The sequence below is a fragment of the Bacillus infantis genome (genome assembly GCF_050107595.1).
Taxonomy (GTDB): domain Bacteria; phylum Bacillota; class Bacilli; order Bacillales; family Cytobacillaceae; genus Bacillus_AB; species Bacillus_AB infantis_C.
Window position 1 is genome coordinate 464,343 of record NZ_JBNILH010000001.1, and the last position, 15,235, is coordinate 479,577.

Here is a 15,235-nt window from a genome sequence, read left to right on the forward strand (position 1 = left end):
GAAAAATAAAAATCGAAGGTGCTGGTCTAATGGAATACGTATACTGGACGATAATCATTATTTTATTTGCGGTTGCTTTTATTGGCCTCTTTCTGCCTATCATTCCAAGCGTCCTTTTCATCATCGGAGGATTTGTTGTTTATGGGCTTTCCTATTCTTTTGAGCCCTTCGGGTGGCTGTTCTGGCTCGTACAGGGGATGTTCGTCCTTCTTCTTTTCGGCGCCGATTATGCCGCCAATATGATTGGCATCAAGAAATACGGGGGGACAAAGGCGGGTATCTGGGGAAGCACGATCGGCATCCTGGCCGGCCCTTTTGTCATCCCGGTTTTGGGGATACTGATCGGCCCCTTCATTGGCGCCATCGCCGCTGAAATGATTGTCCATAAGAAGGGCATCAAGGAAGCTGCGAAAATCGGTATGGGGTCGGTTGTCGGCTTTGTCAGCAGCATCGCGGCAAAGGGGTTCATCCAGACAGTCATGATCGTGTACTTCCTTTTTCTCGTTTTATGACCGCTCCTTGCATAAAAGGGAGATGGGGGGGTATTGTATATCTGTCAGGCAAAGCTTTTTGTTTGAAAGGATTACCCAAGTTTGGTAATCTAACATTAAAGTCTTTTAGAACGATTCTATTTTCTGAAAAATGGAATAGATGCCGTTCGGAAGCTAAATAATGATACATAGGGAGGAATTTATTATGGCATTTGAATTACCGCAATTACCTTATGCTTATGATGCGCTGGAGCCAAACATTGACAAAGAAACAATGAACATCCACCACACGAAGCACCATAACACATATGTAACAAACCTAAACAATGCATTGGAAGGCAATGAAGAGCTTCTTTCTAAAACAGTTGAGGAAGTCGTTTCAAATCTTGACGCTGTTCCTGAATCAGTCCGCACAGCAGTAAGAAACAATGGCGGAGGACATGCCAACCACTCTTTATTCTGGCAGATCCTTTCTCCAAACGGCGGCGGCGAGCCGGCTGGCGAGCTTGCAGATGCGATCAGCAGCAAATTCGGCAACTTCGAAAGCTTCAAAGAAGAGTTCGCAAAAGCTGCTACAACACGTTTTGGTTCTGGCTGGGCATGGCTCGTAGTCAGCAATGGCGAGCTTGAAGTAACAAGCACTCCAAACCAGGACTCTCCACTGATGGAAGGCAAAACGCCTGTCCTTGGCCTTGATGTCTGGGAGCATGCATACTACCTTAAATATCAAAACCGCCGTCCTGAATATATCAACAACTTCTTTAACGCAGTTAACTGGGAAGAAGTATCTAAGCGCTACAGCTCAGCAAAATAATCTTTCCATCCGGAGAGGCAGCAGATTCGTCTGCTGCCTTTTTGCATGCAATCAAAGCGTTCCGGGATGAATAAGCAGCTGTCCATTGTAGAAGACTACCCTTAGAAACAAAGGGGAGTTTTTATAATATGAGCAAAATGAATAAGCTGATCGGAAATATAGAGCTGAATAAAGACCTGACTCTGCTGCTTTTAATCGGGGGGCTTTATTCTCTGAGTGTTGCTCTTTCAAACACTTTCGTAAATATTTATTTATGGAAGCAATCAGGGGAATTCAGGGATCTTGGCCTGTATAATTTATCAATTGTCATCATCCAGCCGCTAACCTTTATCCTTGCAGGAAGATGGGCAAAAAAAATTGACAGGGTCATCGTCCTGCGGATCGGCGTCATATGCCTGGCTCTTTTTTATTTGACTGTCCTGATCATCGGCACTAAGGCATCGCAATTCCTGCTGCTCCTTGGAGCGCTGCTTGGAATGGGATATGGGTTCTATTGGCTGGCTTTTAATGTGCTTACCTTTGAAATCACCGAGCCGGATACGCGGGATTTTTTTAATGGATTTCTTGGAATCCTTTCTTCTGTCGGAGGGATGATTGGGCCCATTTCAGCTGGCTTCATCATTTCCAGGCTGGAAAAATTCACAGGATATTCGATTGTTTTTGGGCTATCTCTGGTCCTTTTCTCACTTGCTGTCTTTTTAAGCTTTTTCCTGAAGCGCCGTCCTGCGGAAGGGGCCTATTGGTTTGTCCGCATTTTTAAAGAAAGAGATAATAATCCCAACTGGAAGCTTGTCACCAATGCCCACTTTTTTCAGGGGCTCCGTGAAGGAACCTTTGTGTTTGTCATCTCTGTCTTCGTTTTCATATCTACAGGCAGTGAAATGGCTCTCGGGACATTCGGGCTGATCAATTCAGGCATTGCCTTTGTCGCGTATTATCTTGCATCAAGGCTCATAAAAAAGAAGTACCGCAAAAGATCGATCCTGGCTGGCGGACTGATTCTATATGCCAGCATCTTTTTTATCATCATTGATGTTACGTACGCAAGGCTGCTTATGTATGCGGCCTCGATTGCCATTGCTTACCCGCTGCTGCTTGTTCCCTATGTTTCCATGACCTACGATGTTATAGGAACAGGCTGGCGTGCAGCTGAGATGAGGATTGAGTATATTGTCGTAAGGGAAGTATTCCTGAATATGGGCAGGGTGGTATCCATTCTCTGCTTCCTCGGTGCAGTCACTTTTTTCAGCGAGGAAAAGAGCATTCCCATTTTATTGCTGTTTGTTGGGGCAGGCCATTCAGTGATTTACTTCTTCTATCGGAAAATTCAAATCAAGCCTGCATAGGGGGGGAGCGAGAGCCCCCTCTTATTTGAGTTCTGAAAGCTAATTATTTCCTGTGAAAACCAGCAGCCTGTTTATAGAAATATTTTCTACTTTCTTTTACAATATAAGAAGACAATTCATAAGGAAAGAAGTGTGCTGCTGTTTTGAATAAAAAGAGAAAAAAGAAGAACCATGTGCCTATGAGGCTGAACATGCTGTTCTTTGCTGTATTTTTGCTGTTTTCCATGCTGATCCTTCGCCTTGGCGTCGTTCAGATTGTGTATGGGGATGACTACAAAAGGGAAATTGAGAGAACGGAGGACGTGACAGTCAATAACCCTGTTCCCCGGGGCAAGATGTTCGACAGCACCGGCAAGGTGATTGTCGACAATACGCCGCAGAATGCCATCACTTACACTAATAAAGGCGCAAGCCAGGAGGAAATGCTCAAGGTAGCGGAAAATCTGGCAAGCCTGATTCAGAAGGATACAGAAAAAGTCCAGGAGAGGGATAAGAAAGACTACTGGATCATGAAGAACCAGGAGAAGGCAGATGCGAAAGTATCACAAAAAGAGCTTGATGCCTTAAAGGAAAAATATGAAGATGATAAAGAGTTCAATAAAAAAGTATATGATCTGAAACTGGATCGCATCACGGAGGAAGAGCTGAACTCCCTTACAGATAAAGATCTTGAAATCCTGGCGATCTACAGAGATTTCACAAGCGGATATGCATTGACTCCGCAGATCGTGAAAAATAAAGATGTTACCAATGAAGAATTTGCAGTTGTCAGTGAAAATCTTCAATTCCTTCCCGGGGTGGACACGACAACCGACTGGGAAAGATATTATGCTTTTGGCAGCACGCTGCAATCGGTGCTGGGAAGGATCTCAAAATCAGATGAAGGCCTGCCTGCGGAAAAGGTGGATTATTACCTGGCACGCGATTACAGCCGCAACGACAGGGTCGGGAAAAGCTATATCGAATTGCAATATGAGGATGTTCTTCATGGCCAGAAAGCAAAGGTTAAAAATATTACCGACAAAGGCGGAAACCTTCTAAAGACTGAAACAATCAGCGAGGGCCAAAGGGGCAAGGACCTGGTCCTAAGCATCGATATGGAACTTCAGAAGGAAGTGGAGAAAATCCTTGAGGAAGAGCTCAGGGCTGCCAAGCGTTCCCCTGGAACCGCACTTCTTGACCGGGCATATACAGTCCTGATGGATCCAATGACCGGGGAAATTCTGACCATGGCCGGCAAGAAAATCGCTGATGGCGAGATGCAGGATGATGCCCTGGGGAATATTACGACAACCTATAATGTCGGATCTGCCGTAAAAGGGGCCACCATCCTTACAGGCTATAAAGAAGGGGTCATCCAGCCGGGGTCAGTCATCTTCGACGGGCCTCTGCGAATTAAAGGCACTCCTATTAAAAAGTCATGGAAGAACTTAGGGCCGCTTGATGATATTAATGCGCTGAAATATTCCTCCAACGTCTATATGTTCCAGACAGCCATCAGGATCGGTGGCGGTGTCTATAAGCCGGACAGGCCGCTCCCGCTCAATGAGGAAGGGTTTGATACAATCCGGGATTCCTTTGCGCAGTTCGGCCTGGGGGTAAGGACCGGAATCGATCTGCCGAATGAGCAGACCGGATTCAAGGGGATGAGCGACAAGCCTGGTTTCATGCTTGACCTTGCAATCGGGCAGTATGACACCTATTCCAATATGCAGCTTGCCCAGTATGTTTCCACCATCGCCAACGGCGGCAACCGGATGAAGCCTCATATCGTCAAGGAAATCCGAGAGCCTCTGATGGACAATAGTGAGCTCGGTCCCATTCTCGAGGAAATCAAGCCGAAGGTCTTGAACAGGCTTGATATAGAAGAAAACTGGATGAAACGCGTCCAGGAAGGCTTCAGAAGGGTCATGCAGGAGCCGGGCGGCACAGCATACGGGAACTTTGGAGGAAAAGGGAAAACATATAAGCCGGCAGGGAAAACGGGGACAGCGGAGGCCTTCTACGATGGACCTAGAAGGAAGGATTTCGGCAAAGAACCGCCTGAAACCATGAACCTGAGCCTTGTAAGCTATGCGCCTTCAGACAATCCTGAGGTAGCCCTGGCTGTTCTGGTCCCATGGGCCTACCAGGGAAGCGTCGATCATGGAGCCAACAAAAAAATCGGCGAGCGTGTACTTGATGCCTATTTCGATCTAAAGAAGAAGCGTGCAGAAGAAAATAAAGATAAAGAAGAAGCAGTCCAAAAAGTGGAGAATATTGAAGACGTAAAAGAAGGCCAGGAAGCTGACCGTGAAGAAGCTGGCCTGTAATAACGGGTTAAGTTCATTACAGCGGATTCAGAAAGAGTTTTAAACAATTGAGCCAGAATCATTTGCTGGCTTGTTCATGAATATTTTAAATCATCTTGATTGGAGTGCAAGGCACGAAGACTCCTCATAAAATGCATGCGCATTTTTCTCGTGCGAGGCAATTCGAAGAAGCAGATTCAACGTCCTGCGGGAGGCTTAACTCCGCCCCGCGGAAGCCGAAGTGCCTGGAACAAAAATCAGCAGCCACATAGCTTTTCAATATAATCCAAAGCCTGTCTTCTCCGGGGACAGGCTTTTTTGTATGTTCAAATATATCATCATTCCCTCAAATCCGACTTTTTAACACAAAAGGAGACCTCATTTACAAAAGCTTTACATTTAGTTAAAACCAGATTAATAGAAAAGCCTTATTCTAATACTCGTAGGACAAAACAACCAAATCTCTTAGGGGGAATAAAGAAATGAAAAGCTTTAAGTACTTAGCACTATCAGCAATGATCGGGGCAGTGCTAGCATTCACAGCAGCTTGCGGCAACTCTGAAGAAGGAACAACAAATGGTTCCCAAACAGATGGAGGCAACAGCACAGAGCAAGCAAGTGATGAAGATAAGCAGCTTCAAGGCGAAATCAATATCGATGGTTCTTCTACTGTATATCCTATTATGGAAGCTGTCGTTGAAGAATTCGGAATGGAACAGCCTGGAGTAAAAGTTTCTGTTGCATCATCAGGCACCGGCGGAGGCTTTAAGGCATTCATCGCCGGGGACACAGATTTGAGCAACGCATCCCGCCCAATTAAAGAAGAAGAAGCAGCAGAACTAGAAAGCAAAGGAATTGAATACACAGAATTCAAGCTTGCCAATGACGGCCTCTCTGTTGTAGTGAACAAAGACAATGACTGGGTTGACCACCTGACTGTTGAAGAACTGAAGAAGATGTGGATTGAAGATGGGTCTGTGAAAAAATGGTCCGATATCCGTGAAGGCTGGCCTGAAGAGGAAATTAAATTCTATTCACCAGGTACAGATTCCGGCACATATGACTACTTTGATGAAGTAATCCTAGATGAAGCGCCTATCGTTGAAAAAGCTACGCTTTCTGAAGATGACAATGTACTGGTTCAAGGTGTAACAGGCGACAAGAACGCAATCGGCTACTTCGGCTATGCTTATTATGCTGAAAACAAAGACAGCTTGAAGGTTGTTCCGATCGACGGCGGAAACGGCCCGGTTGAACCGAACAATGAAACAGTAGAAAGCGGAGAATATGCACCATTGTCAAGGCCGCTCTTCACTTATGTGAAAAACGAATCGCTTAAAAATGAAGAAGTTTATGAGTTTGTAAAATATACGATTGAAAATGCCGGCGTCCTTTCTGAAGATGTAGGCTATGTAAAGCTGAAGGATGAAGAATATGATGAGGCAATGAAAACATTAGAAGGCCTTAAATAATATTTAACAATTTTATGATGGGAAGCGCGTCACCTGTGCTTCTCATCTTGCTATGCGGATGAAAGGGGTTTTCATTTTGGCACTATTAAAGTCATCGGACACATTTTCCGTCCAGGAAATGATTCAGGCGAAAAAGCAAAAGAAAAATGCAGGAAACATTATAGAGAAACTCGTACCATGGCTTCTGCTGCTGACAGCTGCAGTTTCAGTGCTGACGACAATCGGCATTGTCATGACTCTTATTGTAGAAACATTCATCTTCTTTGACAAGGTAAGCCTCGGAGAATTTCTGACAGCCCGGAAATGGTATCCTTTCTCTGAATCACAGGGATCATATGGCATCCTGCCGCTTGTTTCAGGAACATTGAAAGTTACCGCCATTGCGGTTATAGTTGCGGTGCCGATCGGCCTCGCATCAGCCATCTTTTTGAGTGAGTATGCATCTGACAGGACCAGAAGGATCATTAAGCCGATCCTTGAGGTGCTGGCAGGCATACCGACGATTGTTTACGGTTTTTTTGCACTGACATTTGTAACGCCAATCCTTCGGGATATGATTCCTTCTCTTGAAATCTTTAATGCCCTGAGTCCGGGAATAGTGATCGGCATCATGATTACGCCGATGATAGCTTCGCTTTCAGAGGACGCTATGTCTTCGGTTCCGCGTGCGATGCGGGAAGGGGCTCTTGCCATGGGATCGACTAAGCTTGAAGTGGCCTTCAAGGTTGTCCTGCCGGCAGCATTATCGGGTATTATTGCTTCAGTTGTGCTTGCTGTATCAAGGGCAATCGGAGAAACAATGATTGTAGCAGTGGCAGGCGGATCGACCCCGAACCTTTCATGGGATGTGACAAACAGCATCCAAACCATGACAGCTTATATTGTCCAGGTCAGCCAGGGTGATGCCGGCTACGGGACAACGATCTATTACAGCATATACGCGGTTGGATTTACACTCTTCCTGTTCACTCTAGTAATGAATCTGTTCGCCCAGTTCATTTCCCGCCGCTTTAGGGAGGAATACTGATGAAGCTGATTGACCATACTTCTGTCGTTAACAAAATGAAACCGAGGCTGTATAAGAATGTACTGTTTAAATTGATATTCCTGGCAGCCACCATGTTTGGATTATTGATTTTGGGGATCTTATTGTATCGGATACTCACTCAAGGAGCCGGCTATCTTGATATGCAGTTCCTTCAAAGCCTTCCATCCCGGAAGCCTGAACTGGCTGGCGTTAAAACAGCTCTGATCGGGACCATTTGGCTCATGGGTGTCGTGGCCCCGGTATCACTTCTGCTTGGAGTGGGAACGGCGATCTACCTGGAAGAATATGCAAAGAAAAATAAGTTTACTGACTTCATTCAAGTGAATATCTCAAACCTTGCAGGGGTGCCTTCGATCGTTTTCGGGCTGCTCGGTCTTACTGTATTTGTAAGAGCGGCAGGGTTTGGCACAAGTGTAATTGCAGCCGGGCTGACTATGAGCCTGCTTGTTTTGCCAATCATCATTGTAGCCTCCCAGGAGGCAATCCGCTCTGTTCCCAAGGAGCTTAGAGAAGCCTCCTACGGAATGGGTGCCACCAAGTGGCAGACCATTGTGCGTGTTGTTATGCCTGCTGCGGTGCCCGGCATCCTGACAGGCGGCATTCTGGCACTTTCACGGGCAATCGGGGAAACAGCTCCGCTGGTCGTCCTGGGACTGCCGCTGTTCCTGGCGTTCCTGCCTAGGTCTGTGTTTGATATGTTCACTGTACTGCCAATGCAGATTTATAACTGGACCGGAAGGCCGCAGGAAGAGTTTCAGGCGCTTGCAGCTGCAGGAATCATTGTTCTGCTCGTGCTTCTTATCGGCATGAACTCTGTTGCCGTCCTGATCAGGAATAAATTTCAGAAAAGATATTAAGGCTCTTAAGTGTTTGATAGGATTTCAGCCTGCCCATTATTATGAGCAGCAAATCAGGCGAGCTAATAATATAGGATGAAGGGGAGTTTTTCATAATGAATGCAACAAAAGATAAAGTGAATGCACCAGCTGTTAGAAAAGGCAGCACCCAGGGGTCTGTTAATGAAAAGAGCATCGTATACAAAACGAATCAGCTGAACTTGTGGTACGGCGATAATAATGCACTGAAAAATATTGATCTGGATATCTATGAAAATGAAGTAACAGCCATCATAGGCCCTTCAGGCTGCGGGAAGTCGACCTATATCAAAACGCTGAACAGGATGATTGAGCTTGTTCCCGGAGTCAGGACTTCAGGGGAAATTGCTTACAGGGGCAGGAATATTTTTGACAAGTCTTATAAAGTGGAAGAGCTGCGCACAAAAGTAGGCATGGTGTTTCAGAAGCCTAACCCTTTCCCGAAATCCATCTATGAAAATGTCGCCTACGGGCCAAGGATCCATGGGATCCGCGACAAAAAAATTCTTGATCAGATTGTGGAAAAGAGCTTGAAGGGAGCAGCCATTTGGGATGAAGTGAAAGACCGGCTGAACCAGAATGCCTTTGGACTTTCAGGAGGCCAGCAGCAGCGGCTTTGCATCGCCCGCTGCCTCGCCATTGAACCGGATGTCATCCTGATGGATGAGCCGACCTCTGCCCTGGATCCCATTTCTACTTTGAAGGTTGAGGAGCTTGTACAGGAGCTGAAGAAAGAATTCAGTATCATCATCGTTACCCACAATATGCAGCAGGCTGCCCGTATTTCAGACAAGACTGCCTTCTTCTTGAATGGTGAAGTGATTGAGTTTTCCAATACAGATAAAATCTTCTCCAATCCTGTCGACAAGAGGACAGAAGATTATATTACCGGCCGATTTGGCTGATGCCCGGTAAATAAGGAAAACACACTTTACAAGAAAAGAAGGGAGCTTATAAAATGACAATCCGCGAAAAATTTCATTATGATTTGAAAGAGCTGCAGAATAAATTGATGGAACTGGGCAATTTTGCCGACCAGGCTTTGCTCCGGGCGATTAATGCCCTTGAAAGCAAGGATATTGAATCGTCACTTGAAATCATGGAGGACGATACGAAAGCTGATGTGCTATATGAAGAAATCAATGACCTTGCCATCCTTCTGATAGCAAAGCAGCAGCCGGTCGCAATTGATTTAAGAAGAATCATAGTGGCGATTAAAATCGCCACTGATATTGAAAGGATAGCCGATTTTGCCGTCAATATCGCGAAATCAACCATCCGCATCGGAAGCGAGGATCATGTTAAGCCGATCGTCCATATTAAAGAGATGTATGAAATCACTTCCAGGATGCTTAAGATGTCACTTGAGGCTTTCAATGAAGAAGATGTCAGGAAAGCGAAAGAAGTGGCAGAAATGGATGATCAGGTTGATGACCTGTACGGCCAGACGATACAGGAGCTTCTGCAGATCAATCTGCAGAAACCTGAATACCTGCCGCAGATCACTCAGCTGTCCTTTATCTGCCGCTATCTTGAAAGGGCAGCAGACCATGTGACCAACATATCCGAAAGTGTGTTTTACCTCGTTAAAGGAAGGCACTATGATTTGAATAGCTAAATCAAAGAGCCCTGCAGAAAATTCTGTATTCTGCAGGGTTTTGCTTTTACTAGATAAAGAAAGGAGGATGAAGCCATGCTTCATCCTCCTTTCTTTATCTGCCTTTTGTGATGACTGTTGCAATCTGCTGGGAAGTCATTTCATTGTTCAGCTCAAATGTGCCAAGCTGGATCTTTGTATGCATGCCGCTGGAAATGAGGTACTGCTTAAATGCAGACTCATTGGTGATGATTTTGGCTGCAGCCAGCTGGCTTGCGATCTCACCTGTATCCATTCCGCTTGAAATTGTGATTTTATAGGTGATCACTTTTGGCTCAGCTTTGTTTTCTTGCTCGTCTTGTTTAGGCTTTTCCTCTGCGTCTGCCTTCTTATCGCCTTTTTTGGCAGGCTTATCCTCTGCCTGGGTGCTTTCAGTTACCTCTGCCGTACTGCCTTTTAGTTCATTATATTCTTTTTCCGACAAAAGGATATATCCGTTTTCCTTCACGCTTGCTTTGGCAGCCTTCGAATCCGAAAGATTGATATAATCGTCTTTTGAAAAGAAATAAAACGCACCGATGAGTCCGGCTGTAATCAGCATCCCAAGTGAAAATGCCCGCAAGGTCAGTCTGTTCATGAGTACTCTCTCCTTGCAGAAAATTCATTGACGATCTCCTGTACTGAGTTTCTGGAAAGGGAGGACTGCTTTGAAATCTGGTCGATGGACAGCCCTTGCTGTGAAAGGGAGAGAACCTGATTCTTCAATATGGGATTGATTTGCCCGGAAGAGATCGGCTGGCCTGCCGGTTTGGCAGCAGCTCCGTCTACTAATAGCTCTTCTTCAAGCACCTTCAGCTTTTTCTTGATTAAGTAAAGTTCCTGTATCTGATGGATTGATACCTGGTCAATTTCTTCACGAATGCTTTTATATGGATCTTTCAGGAAAAACGAGAGTATGAGAAGCAATATTGCCGCAGCTATCAGGCTGATCATTACATAACCCATTATATTCACCTCAATAATAATTTTTTAGTGCCCTAGTAATTTTACCACTACACGTGACAAAATTCGACTCCATCTAGCAGGAAAAGAGTATTTATCTGCATAATCCGTACTTTTGGCTGAGTTTAAAATAGAATCCGGCTGTAATGACTGGTTCTAAACTCATGCAGAGAAAATATTTTTACCTTGTGTGCAAGGGGCTCAAAGGACCCGCATATTACGACAAAATGCGTTCATTGTGGGGGCGCAGTTTCAATGATAACATGAAAGTAATAAGACGGGCCGGCAGGGCATATAATGGCAGGTTGGCTGGCAGGAGGTGCACCATGCAATCTGAAATTATCAGATTAAGGGAAAAAGGGCTTTCTTTCAGAAAAATTGCAAAAGAGCTTGGTACAACGCGCGGAAAAGTTCAGTATCAGTGGATGAAGCACTTGAAAGAGGCGGATTCAAAAGCGGAAGAGAAGGAAAAGAAGCATAGAGTGATGGAAGCTGCCCGGGTACCCGCAGGTTATTTGATGAAAGAAGAGGGGATATCTGCCTGGCAGGTGCAGGATGGAAGCATCTATTCCTTTTGGAGGACGGCAGCCATGAAGAAAACCCTTGCTGCTTCATATTTTGAAGTTCATGAAAGTGAGCTGGAGGATGTAATCAGGCTTTATGATATCACCAGTATTATTTTCAATGGCAGCAATGCACACAGCTTTCAGGAACATGCCCCCGCTGAAGGACAGACCTCCATTATGTTTGAAGGCCTGGCTCCTGACCGGTCATACTGCATCGAGGCAGGAGCCAGGGTCCATGGTAGGTTCATCCCTTTCATGAGATCCAATTCAGTTCAAATACCAAGGAATTCCGCGGAACAGTCAGGGCGTCTAAAGGAAGATCTAAAAGCACACGAAGCTGGATTCCCGCCAAATTGGATTGAACATGTAAGCACCTACAGCTTTTATACCAATGATAAGGGAGGCGTTTAAACTGGCCGCTACAGGAGGATTCATCATATACGCAGAAGCGCCTGTCATGAACTTTTATTCTGATAGCCGGGTGATGCAGGATGAAATTTTTTCATTTACTGAAAAGTTCATTCTATTTCTCGAATCTGCACAGGAAAAACATGGAGTGAAGCTGGCGGTGACGCCCATCTACTTCGAGCTTCTTGATCAGCCTGATTTTCAGCAGAAAATGGCTGACTATTTAAAAGCGGACAAGCAGGCTGATATGGCGCTCCGTATTTGGGAGAAGCATCAGGGAAGGCTGAATCTCTTTGTGCGCCAGCTTGCCGAAAGCGGCCGGCTGGAGCTCCTTGCTTCCCCGTCATGTTCAGCAATCCTCCCTTTTCTTTCGACTCATAATGGAATAAGAATGCAGATAGATACTGGAATATCCATCATGAATGATTATTTTTCCATCCATCCGGAAGGATTCTGGTTCCCTAAGGGGGCTTATGAGCAAGGACTTGACCTTTATCTTGCGGAAGCTGGCATCCTTTACAGCTATATAAACGGCAGGACAATCGGCTATGCAGACCCGGCGCCAAAGGGTGGAAGGAAGAGAGAAGTCTTGTCTACCCACGGGGTAATCATGGTCCCTGTCTATCCGTTTCGGGGGACAGAAGATAAGGATGACGGTATGCCGGCGGTCAGCCTGCATGATCTCAATGTTTCTAACCTTGAGAAACTATCTGCTCTATCAGCCTCCTCCGCCAAGGATAGAGCTGAGGAATTGGAAAGGGTCCACCTTTCCTCATCATTTTTAGAAGCTGGCGGAATTCCCTTTGAAGAGATATCCGGCTTATGGGAGGAGTGCTTCTTCCAGGAAAGGAAGCTTGAGAAGATTGGAGAATCTTTGAAGAATAGCCGGGAGCTTAGGATTTATAAACAAATGACAAGAGAATGGATGTTTTTCTTGAATACCGCCGGAGCACACCCCGATTACCGGGGGGAATCAGAGAAGCATGCTGAGGCATTCCGGAAGCTTGAGAGGCTGTTTGCGGCTGGAGAGGGAGGAGAGGCCTTCCTGGAAGAACTGGAGGGGAAATCACCCATCCTTGCAGCAATTGGAGGAGGAGGGCAGATTGCCGAAACGGGCAGTTTGCCAAAGATCCTGATGCTGTCCTGGGAGTACCCGCCAAATATTGTCGGCGGCCTTTCCCGTCATGTTCATGGACTAGCCTCGAGCCTTGCAGGGAAAGGCTTTGACGTTCATGTTCTTACTGCCGGAACAGACAGGGGGCCAATGGAGGAGAAAGCTGATGGGGTCACTGTCCATCGGGTGAGACCGCTTGCTGCTGCAGAAGAAGATTTTCTGTACTGGGTAGGGAGCCTGAATCTGGCTATGGCTGAAAAAGGACTTGAGCTGGCACGCATCCACCGCTTCTCTCTCATTCATGCACATGACTGGCTTGCAGGGCCAGCTTCAGAATCACTTAAATCTGAGCTCGGTATACCGCTGCTGGCAACGATACATGCAACAGAACATGGAAGGAATAATGGCATATATACGGAAATCCAGAAGTTTATCCATCAGAAGGAAAGCAGGCTGGCTGAAGCTGCAGACATGCTGATTGTCTGCAGCAGATATATGAGAGAGGAGATCCAAAAGATCTTTCATATCGAAGGAAAGCCTGTACACATCATAGCCAATGGAATTCATCCTGGTGATTTTCGCCAGCCGGATAAAGATGTTTTAAGCCAGCTGCCAGTTGACCCGCACAGAAGGCTTGTATTCTCCCTTGGCAGAATGGTGAAGGAAAAAGGCTTTGATACCCTATTGGATGCAGCGGCCCTCATGAAAGACGAGTTTCCGGATGTGTATTATTTTATAGCCGGAAAAGGTCCTCTATTGGATTTTTATAGAAGGAAAACGGAAGAAATGGGGCTGTCCGGGACCGTATTCTTTATAGGATTCATTGGTGATGAGCAGCGCAACGCTTTATTTTCACTATGTGATATCGCGGTTTTTCCAAGTGAATATGAGCCTTTTGGTATAGTGGCGCTGGAATCGATGATGCATGGCAAACCAACCATCGTGTCAGACACAGGAGGCCTAAAAGGGATTGTCAGCCATAAAAGGACAGGTCTGCTGATGGAGCCGGGAAGTGCTCTAAGCTTTAAGGAACAGGCTGCTTTCCTCCTTTGCAATGAACAAGAGGCCAAACGGATCGGAAGCATGGGAAGAACTGCAGCTCTGCAGCTGTTCAGCTGGGACAGGATCGCTGAAGAAACCAAAAGGGTGATGGAAGACTGTGTACTGGGCTGCAGAATTTAGCGGGCTATCGTACATTTCGCAGACTATTAACTACATAGAAGGGATAAAGGTGCGAGGAAATGAGACAATCAGCCAATCTGCATGATTTAGATCAAGATAGCAGACGGGCAGGCGGGAGGCTGCTCGTCAGGCAGGGAGTATGGCTGGAAGGCCGGACCTGCTGGCAGGAAAAGGGATATGGCGGGGACATTTATCTTGAAAAAGGAGTTTCTGTCTCTTTTGGCCATAAAAAGCGTGAAACAGAATCTGATGAGTTTTTTGCAAAAGTGGTGAATGACCAAGCATCATCTGTCTCCGTTAAATTATTATTTGCTTTTTATCAGAAAGCAGGGGGCGAAGCTTTTTCGTTTGTTTCACCTTCAAGAGAGGCGATTTACCACGCATGTAATAACAAACTGTTCCTGATCTCTCCAGATTCGCCAGGCAGGAATCGGACACAGCTTTCGGCCCTGTCTTTGAATGCTGCTTTAGACGGCCAAATCTGGAAGCATGAAAAAAGGGGAATATTGAATTATGTCCCGATGATCAGGGGGGAGTGTTCCAGTGTGCTGCTTCTGGAGATCTCTGTACCAGCAAAAGAAATGGTTCATGAAGGGGCTGCTGTTTCGATAAGGCCGCTGGATAGAAATGTTTAAATCAAAAATTATAAAGTCATGAAAAAACGGACTAGCATTTAAGCTGAATTAATGATATTATAGAAAAGTCGTATGAACGAACTAGGATGAAACATAGTTTGGAGGGAAATTACATGCGTGTGAACATTACGTTGGCTTGCACAGAGACTGGTGATCGTAACTATATTACTAAAAAAAATAAACGTAACAACCCAGATCGTCTTGAGCTTAAGAAATACAGCCCAAGATTGAAGCGTGTTACATTGCACCGCGAAACAAAATAAACAGTGGATTCTTCCACTGTTTTTTTTCTGCCCATTTTCAGGAGTCCGGACTTGTCCGGGCTTTTTTTCTTCATCTTATAATCCTCCCCATATCCTTGATTATGCTATGATGAAGAAAATGGCTGGGAAAG

Annotated in this window: 15 protein-coding genes; 13 read left to right on the plus strand and 2 right to left on the minus strand. The window is 45.6% G+C overall.

All coding sequences use genetic code 11. From position 1 onward, the window contains the following. Positions 1–29 precede the first annotated feature (29 nt). The 9 genes from ACQCVH_RS02300 to phoU all read left to right on the plus strand — a co-directional run bounded on the left by ACQCVH_RS02300 (position 30) and on the right by phoU (position 9,955). Positions 30–512, plus strand: coding sequence for a DUF456 domain-containing protein (locus ACQCVH_RS02300; RefSeq protein WP_426834263.1), 483 nt, complete (start codon positions 30–32; stop codon positions 510–512). A gap of 184 nt (positions 513–696) precedes the next feature. Then, positions 697–1,305: a superoxide dismutase gene (locus ACQCVH_RS02305; RefSeq protein WP_426834264.1), complete on the plus strand. Its 609-nt coding sequence runs from the start codon at positions 697–699 to the stop codon at positions 1,303–1,305. 128 nt (positions 1,306–1,433) lie between these two features. Next, positions 1,434–2,651 carry an MFS transporter gene (locus ACQCVH_RS02310; protein WP_426834265.1) on the plus strand — a complete coding sequence of 406 codons (1,218 nt, stop codon included), beginning with the start codon at positions 1,434–1,436 and terminating at the stop codon, positions 2,649–2,651. A 143-nt stretch (positions 2,652–2,794) separates the two neighbouring features. After that, positions 2,795–4,963, plus strand: a complete 2,169-nt coding sequence (locus ACQCVH_RS02315) for a peptidoglycan D,D-transpeptidase FtsI family protein (protein WP_483964303.1) — start codon at positions 2,795–2,797, stop codon at positions 4,961–4,963. Between the two features lie 461 nt (positions 4,964–5,424). Further along, on the plus strand, positions 5,425–6,414 hold the full coding sequence (locus tag ACQCVH_RS02320; protein ID WP_426834266.1) for a PstS family phosphate ABC transporter substrate-binding protein: 990 nt from the start codon (positions 5,425–5,427) through the stop codon (positions 6,412–6,414). A 52-nt stretch (positions 6,415–6,466) separates the two neighbouring features. Continuing rightward, positions 6,467–7,441: a phosphate ABC transporter permease subunit PstC gene (pstC, locus tag ACQCVH_RS02325; RefSeq protein ID WP_426834267.1), complete on the plus strand. Its 975-nt coding sequence runs from the start codon at positions 6,467–6,469 to the stop codon at positions 7,439–7,441. Beyond that, complete coding sequence (gene pstA, locus ACQCVH_RS02330; protein WP_009794880.1) at positions 7,441–8,319, plus strand: phosphate ABC transporter permease PstA; 879 nt, start codon at positions 7,441–7,443, stop codon at positions 8,317–8,319. Before pstC ends, pstA begins: the two co-directional genes overlap by 1 nt. A gap of 95 nt (positions 8,320–8,414) precedes the next feature. Next, positions 8,415–9,242, plus strand: coding sequence for a phosphate ABC transporter ATP-binding protein PstB (pstB, locus tag ACQCVH_RS02335; protein ID WP_426834268.1), 828 nt, complete (start codon positions 8,415–8,417; stop codon positions 9,240–9,242). Between the two features lie 53 nt (positions 9,243–9,295). Further along, on the plus strand, positions 9,296–9,955 hold the full coding sequence (gene phoU / locus ACQCVH_RS02340; RefSeq protein WP_426834269.1) for a phosphate signaling complex protein PhoU: 660 nt from the start codon (positions 9,296–9,298) through the stop codon (positions 9,953–9,955). A 94-nt stretch (positions 9,956–10,049) separates the two neighbouring features. Here phoU and ACQCVH_RS02345 read toward each other — a convergent pair whose 3' ends face one another. Together ACQCVH_RS02345 and ACQCVH_RS02350 are read right to left on the minus strand one after the other, a co-directional pair. Further along, positions 10,050–10,571, minus strand: coding sequence for an endolytic transglycosylase MltG (locus ACQCVH_RS02345; RefSeq protein ID WP_426834270.1), 522 nt, complete (start codon positions 10,569–10,571; stop codon positions 10,050–10,052). After that, positions 10,568–10,939: a hypothetical protein gene (locus ACQCVH_RS02350; protein WP_426834271.1), complete on the minus strand. Its 372-nt coding sequence runs from the start codon at positions 10,937–10,939 to the stop codon at positions 10,568–10,570. Before ACQCVH_RS02350 ends, ACQCVH_RS02345 begins: the two co-directional genes overlap by 4 nt. Before the next feature lie 323 nt (positions 10,940–11,262). Between ACQCVH_RS02350 and ACQCVH_RS02355 the strand changes: the two genes are divergently transcribed. The 4 genes from ACQCVH_RS02355 (at position 11,263) to rpmG (ending at position 15,104) form a co-directional block, all read left to right on the plus strand. After that, positions 11,263–11,913 carry a DUF4912 domain-containing protein gene (locus tag ACQCVH_RS02355; protein ID WP_426834272.1) on the plus strand — a complete coding sequence of 217 codons (651 nt, stop codon included), beginning with the start codon at positions 11,263–11,265 and terminating at the stop codon, positions 11,911–11,913. Between the two features lie 46 nt (positions 11,914–11,959). Next, complete coding sequence (locus ACQCVH_RS02360) at positions 11,960–14,206, plus strand: glycosyltransferase (protein WP_426834273.1); 2,247 nt, start codon at positions 11,960–11,962, stop codon at positions 14,204–14,206. Positions 14,207–14,265: 59 nt separating this feature from the next. Further along, positions 14,266–14,841 carry a hypothetical protein gene (locus tag ACQCVH_RS02365; RefSeq protein WP_426834274.1) on the plus strand — a complete coding sequence of 192 codons (576 nt, stop codon included), beginning with the start codon at positions 14,266–14,268 and terminating at the stop codon, positions 14,839–14,841. A 113-nt stretch (positions 14,842–14,954) separates the two neighbouring features. Further along, positions 14,955–15,104: a 50S ribosomal protein L33 gene (rpmG, locus tag ACQCVH_RS02370; protein WP_022544192.1), complete on the plus strand. Its 150-nt coding sequence runs from the start codon at positions 14,955–14,957 to the stop codon at positions 15,102–15,104. The last annotated feature ends 131 nt before the right edge of the window (positions 15,105–15,235 follow it).

What these genes read in the sequence shown, in the direction of transcription:
- ACQCVH_RS02300 (WP_426834263.1), top strand. Translation starts at nt 30, where the DNA reads ATGGAATACGTATACTGGACGATAATCATTATTTTATTTGCGGTTGCT.
- ACQCVH_RS02305 (WP_426834264.1), top strand. Translation starts at nt 697, where the DNA reads ATGGCATTTGAATTACCGCAATTACCTTATGCTTATGATGCGCTGGAG.
- ACQCVH_RS02310 (WP_426834265.1), top strand. Translation starts at nt 1,434, where the DNA reads ATGAGCAAAATGAATAAGCTGATCGGAAATATAGAGCTGAATAAAGAC.
- ACQCVH_RS02320 (WP_426834266.1), top strand. Translation starts at nt 5,425, where the DNA reads ATGAAAAGCTTTAAGTACTTAGCACTATCAGCAATGATCGGGGCAGTG.
- pstC (WP_426834267.1), top strand. Translation starts at nt 6,467, where the DNA reads ATGCGGATGAAAGGGGTTTTCATTTTGGCACTATTAAAGTCATCGGAC.
- pstA (WP_009794880.1), top strand. Translation starts at nt 7,441, where the DNA reads ATGAAGCTGATTGACCATACTTCTGTCGTTAACAAAATGAAACCGAGG.
- pstB (WP_426834268.1), top strand. Translation starts at nt 8,415, where the DNA reads ATGAATGCAACAAAAGATAAAGTGAATGCACCAGCTGTTAGAAAAGGC.
- phoU (WP_426834269.1), top strand. Translation starts at nt 9,296, where the DNA reads ATGACAATCCGCGAAAAATTTCATTATGATTTGAAAGAGCTGCAGAAT.
- ACQCVH_RS02345 (WP_426834270.1), bottom strand. Translation starts at nt 10,571, where the DNA reads ATGAACAGACTGACCTTGCGGGCATTTTCACTTGGGATGCTGATTACA.
- ACQCVH_RS02350 (WP_426834271.1), bottom strand. Translation starts at nt 10,939, where the DNA reads ATGGGTTATGTAATGATCAGCCTGATAGCTGCGGCAATATTGCTTCTC.
- ACQCVH_RS02355 (WP_426834272.1), top strand. Translation starts at nt 11,263, where the DNA reads ATGCAATCTGAAATTATCAGATTAAGGGAAAAAGGGCTTTCTTTCAGA.
- ACQCVH_RS02360 (WP_426834273.1), top strand. Translation starts at nt 11,960, where the DNA reads ATGAACTTTTATTCTGATAGCCGGGTGATGCAGGATGAAATTTTTTCA.
- ACQCVH_RS02365 (WP_426834274.1), top strand. Translation starts at nt 14,266, where the DNA reads ATGAGACAATCAGCCAATCTGCATGATTTAGATCAAGATAGCAGACGG.
- rpmG (WP_022544192.1), top strand. Translation starts at nt 14,955, where the DNA reads ATGCGTGTGAACATTACGTTGGCTTGCACAGAGACTGGTGATCGTAAC.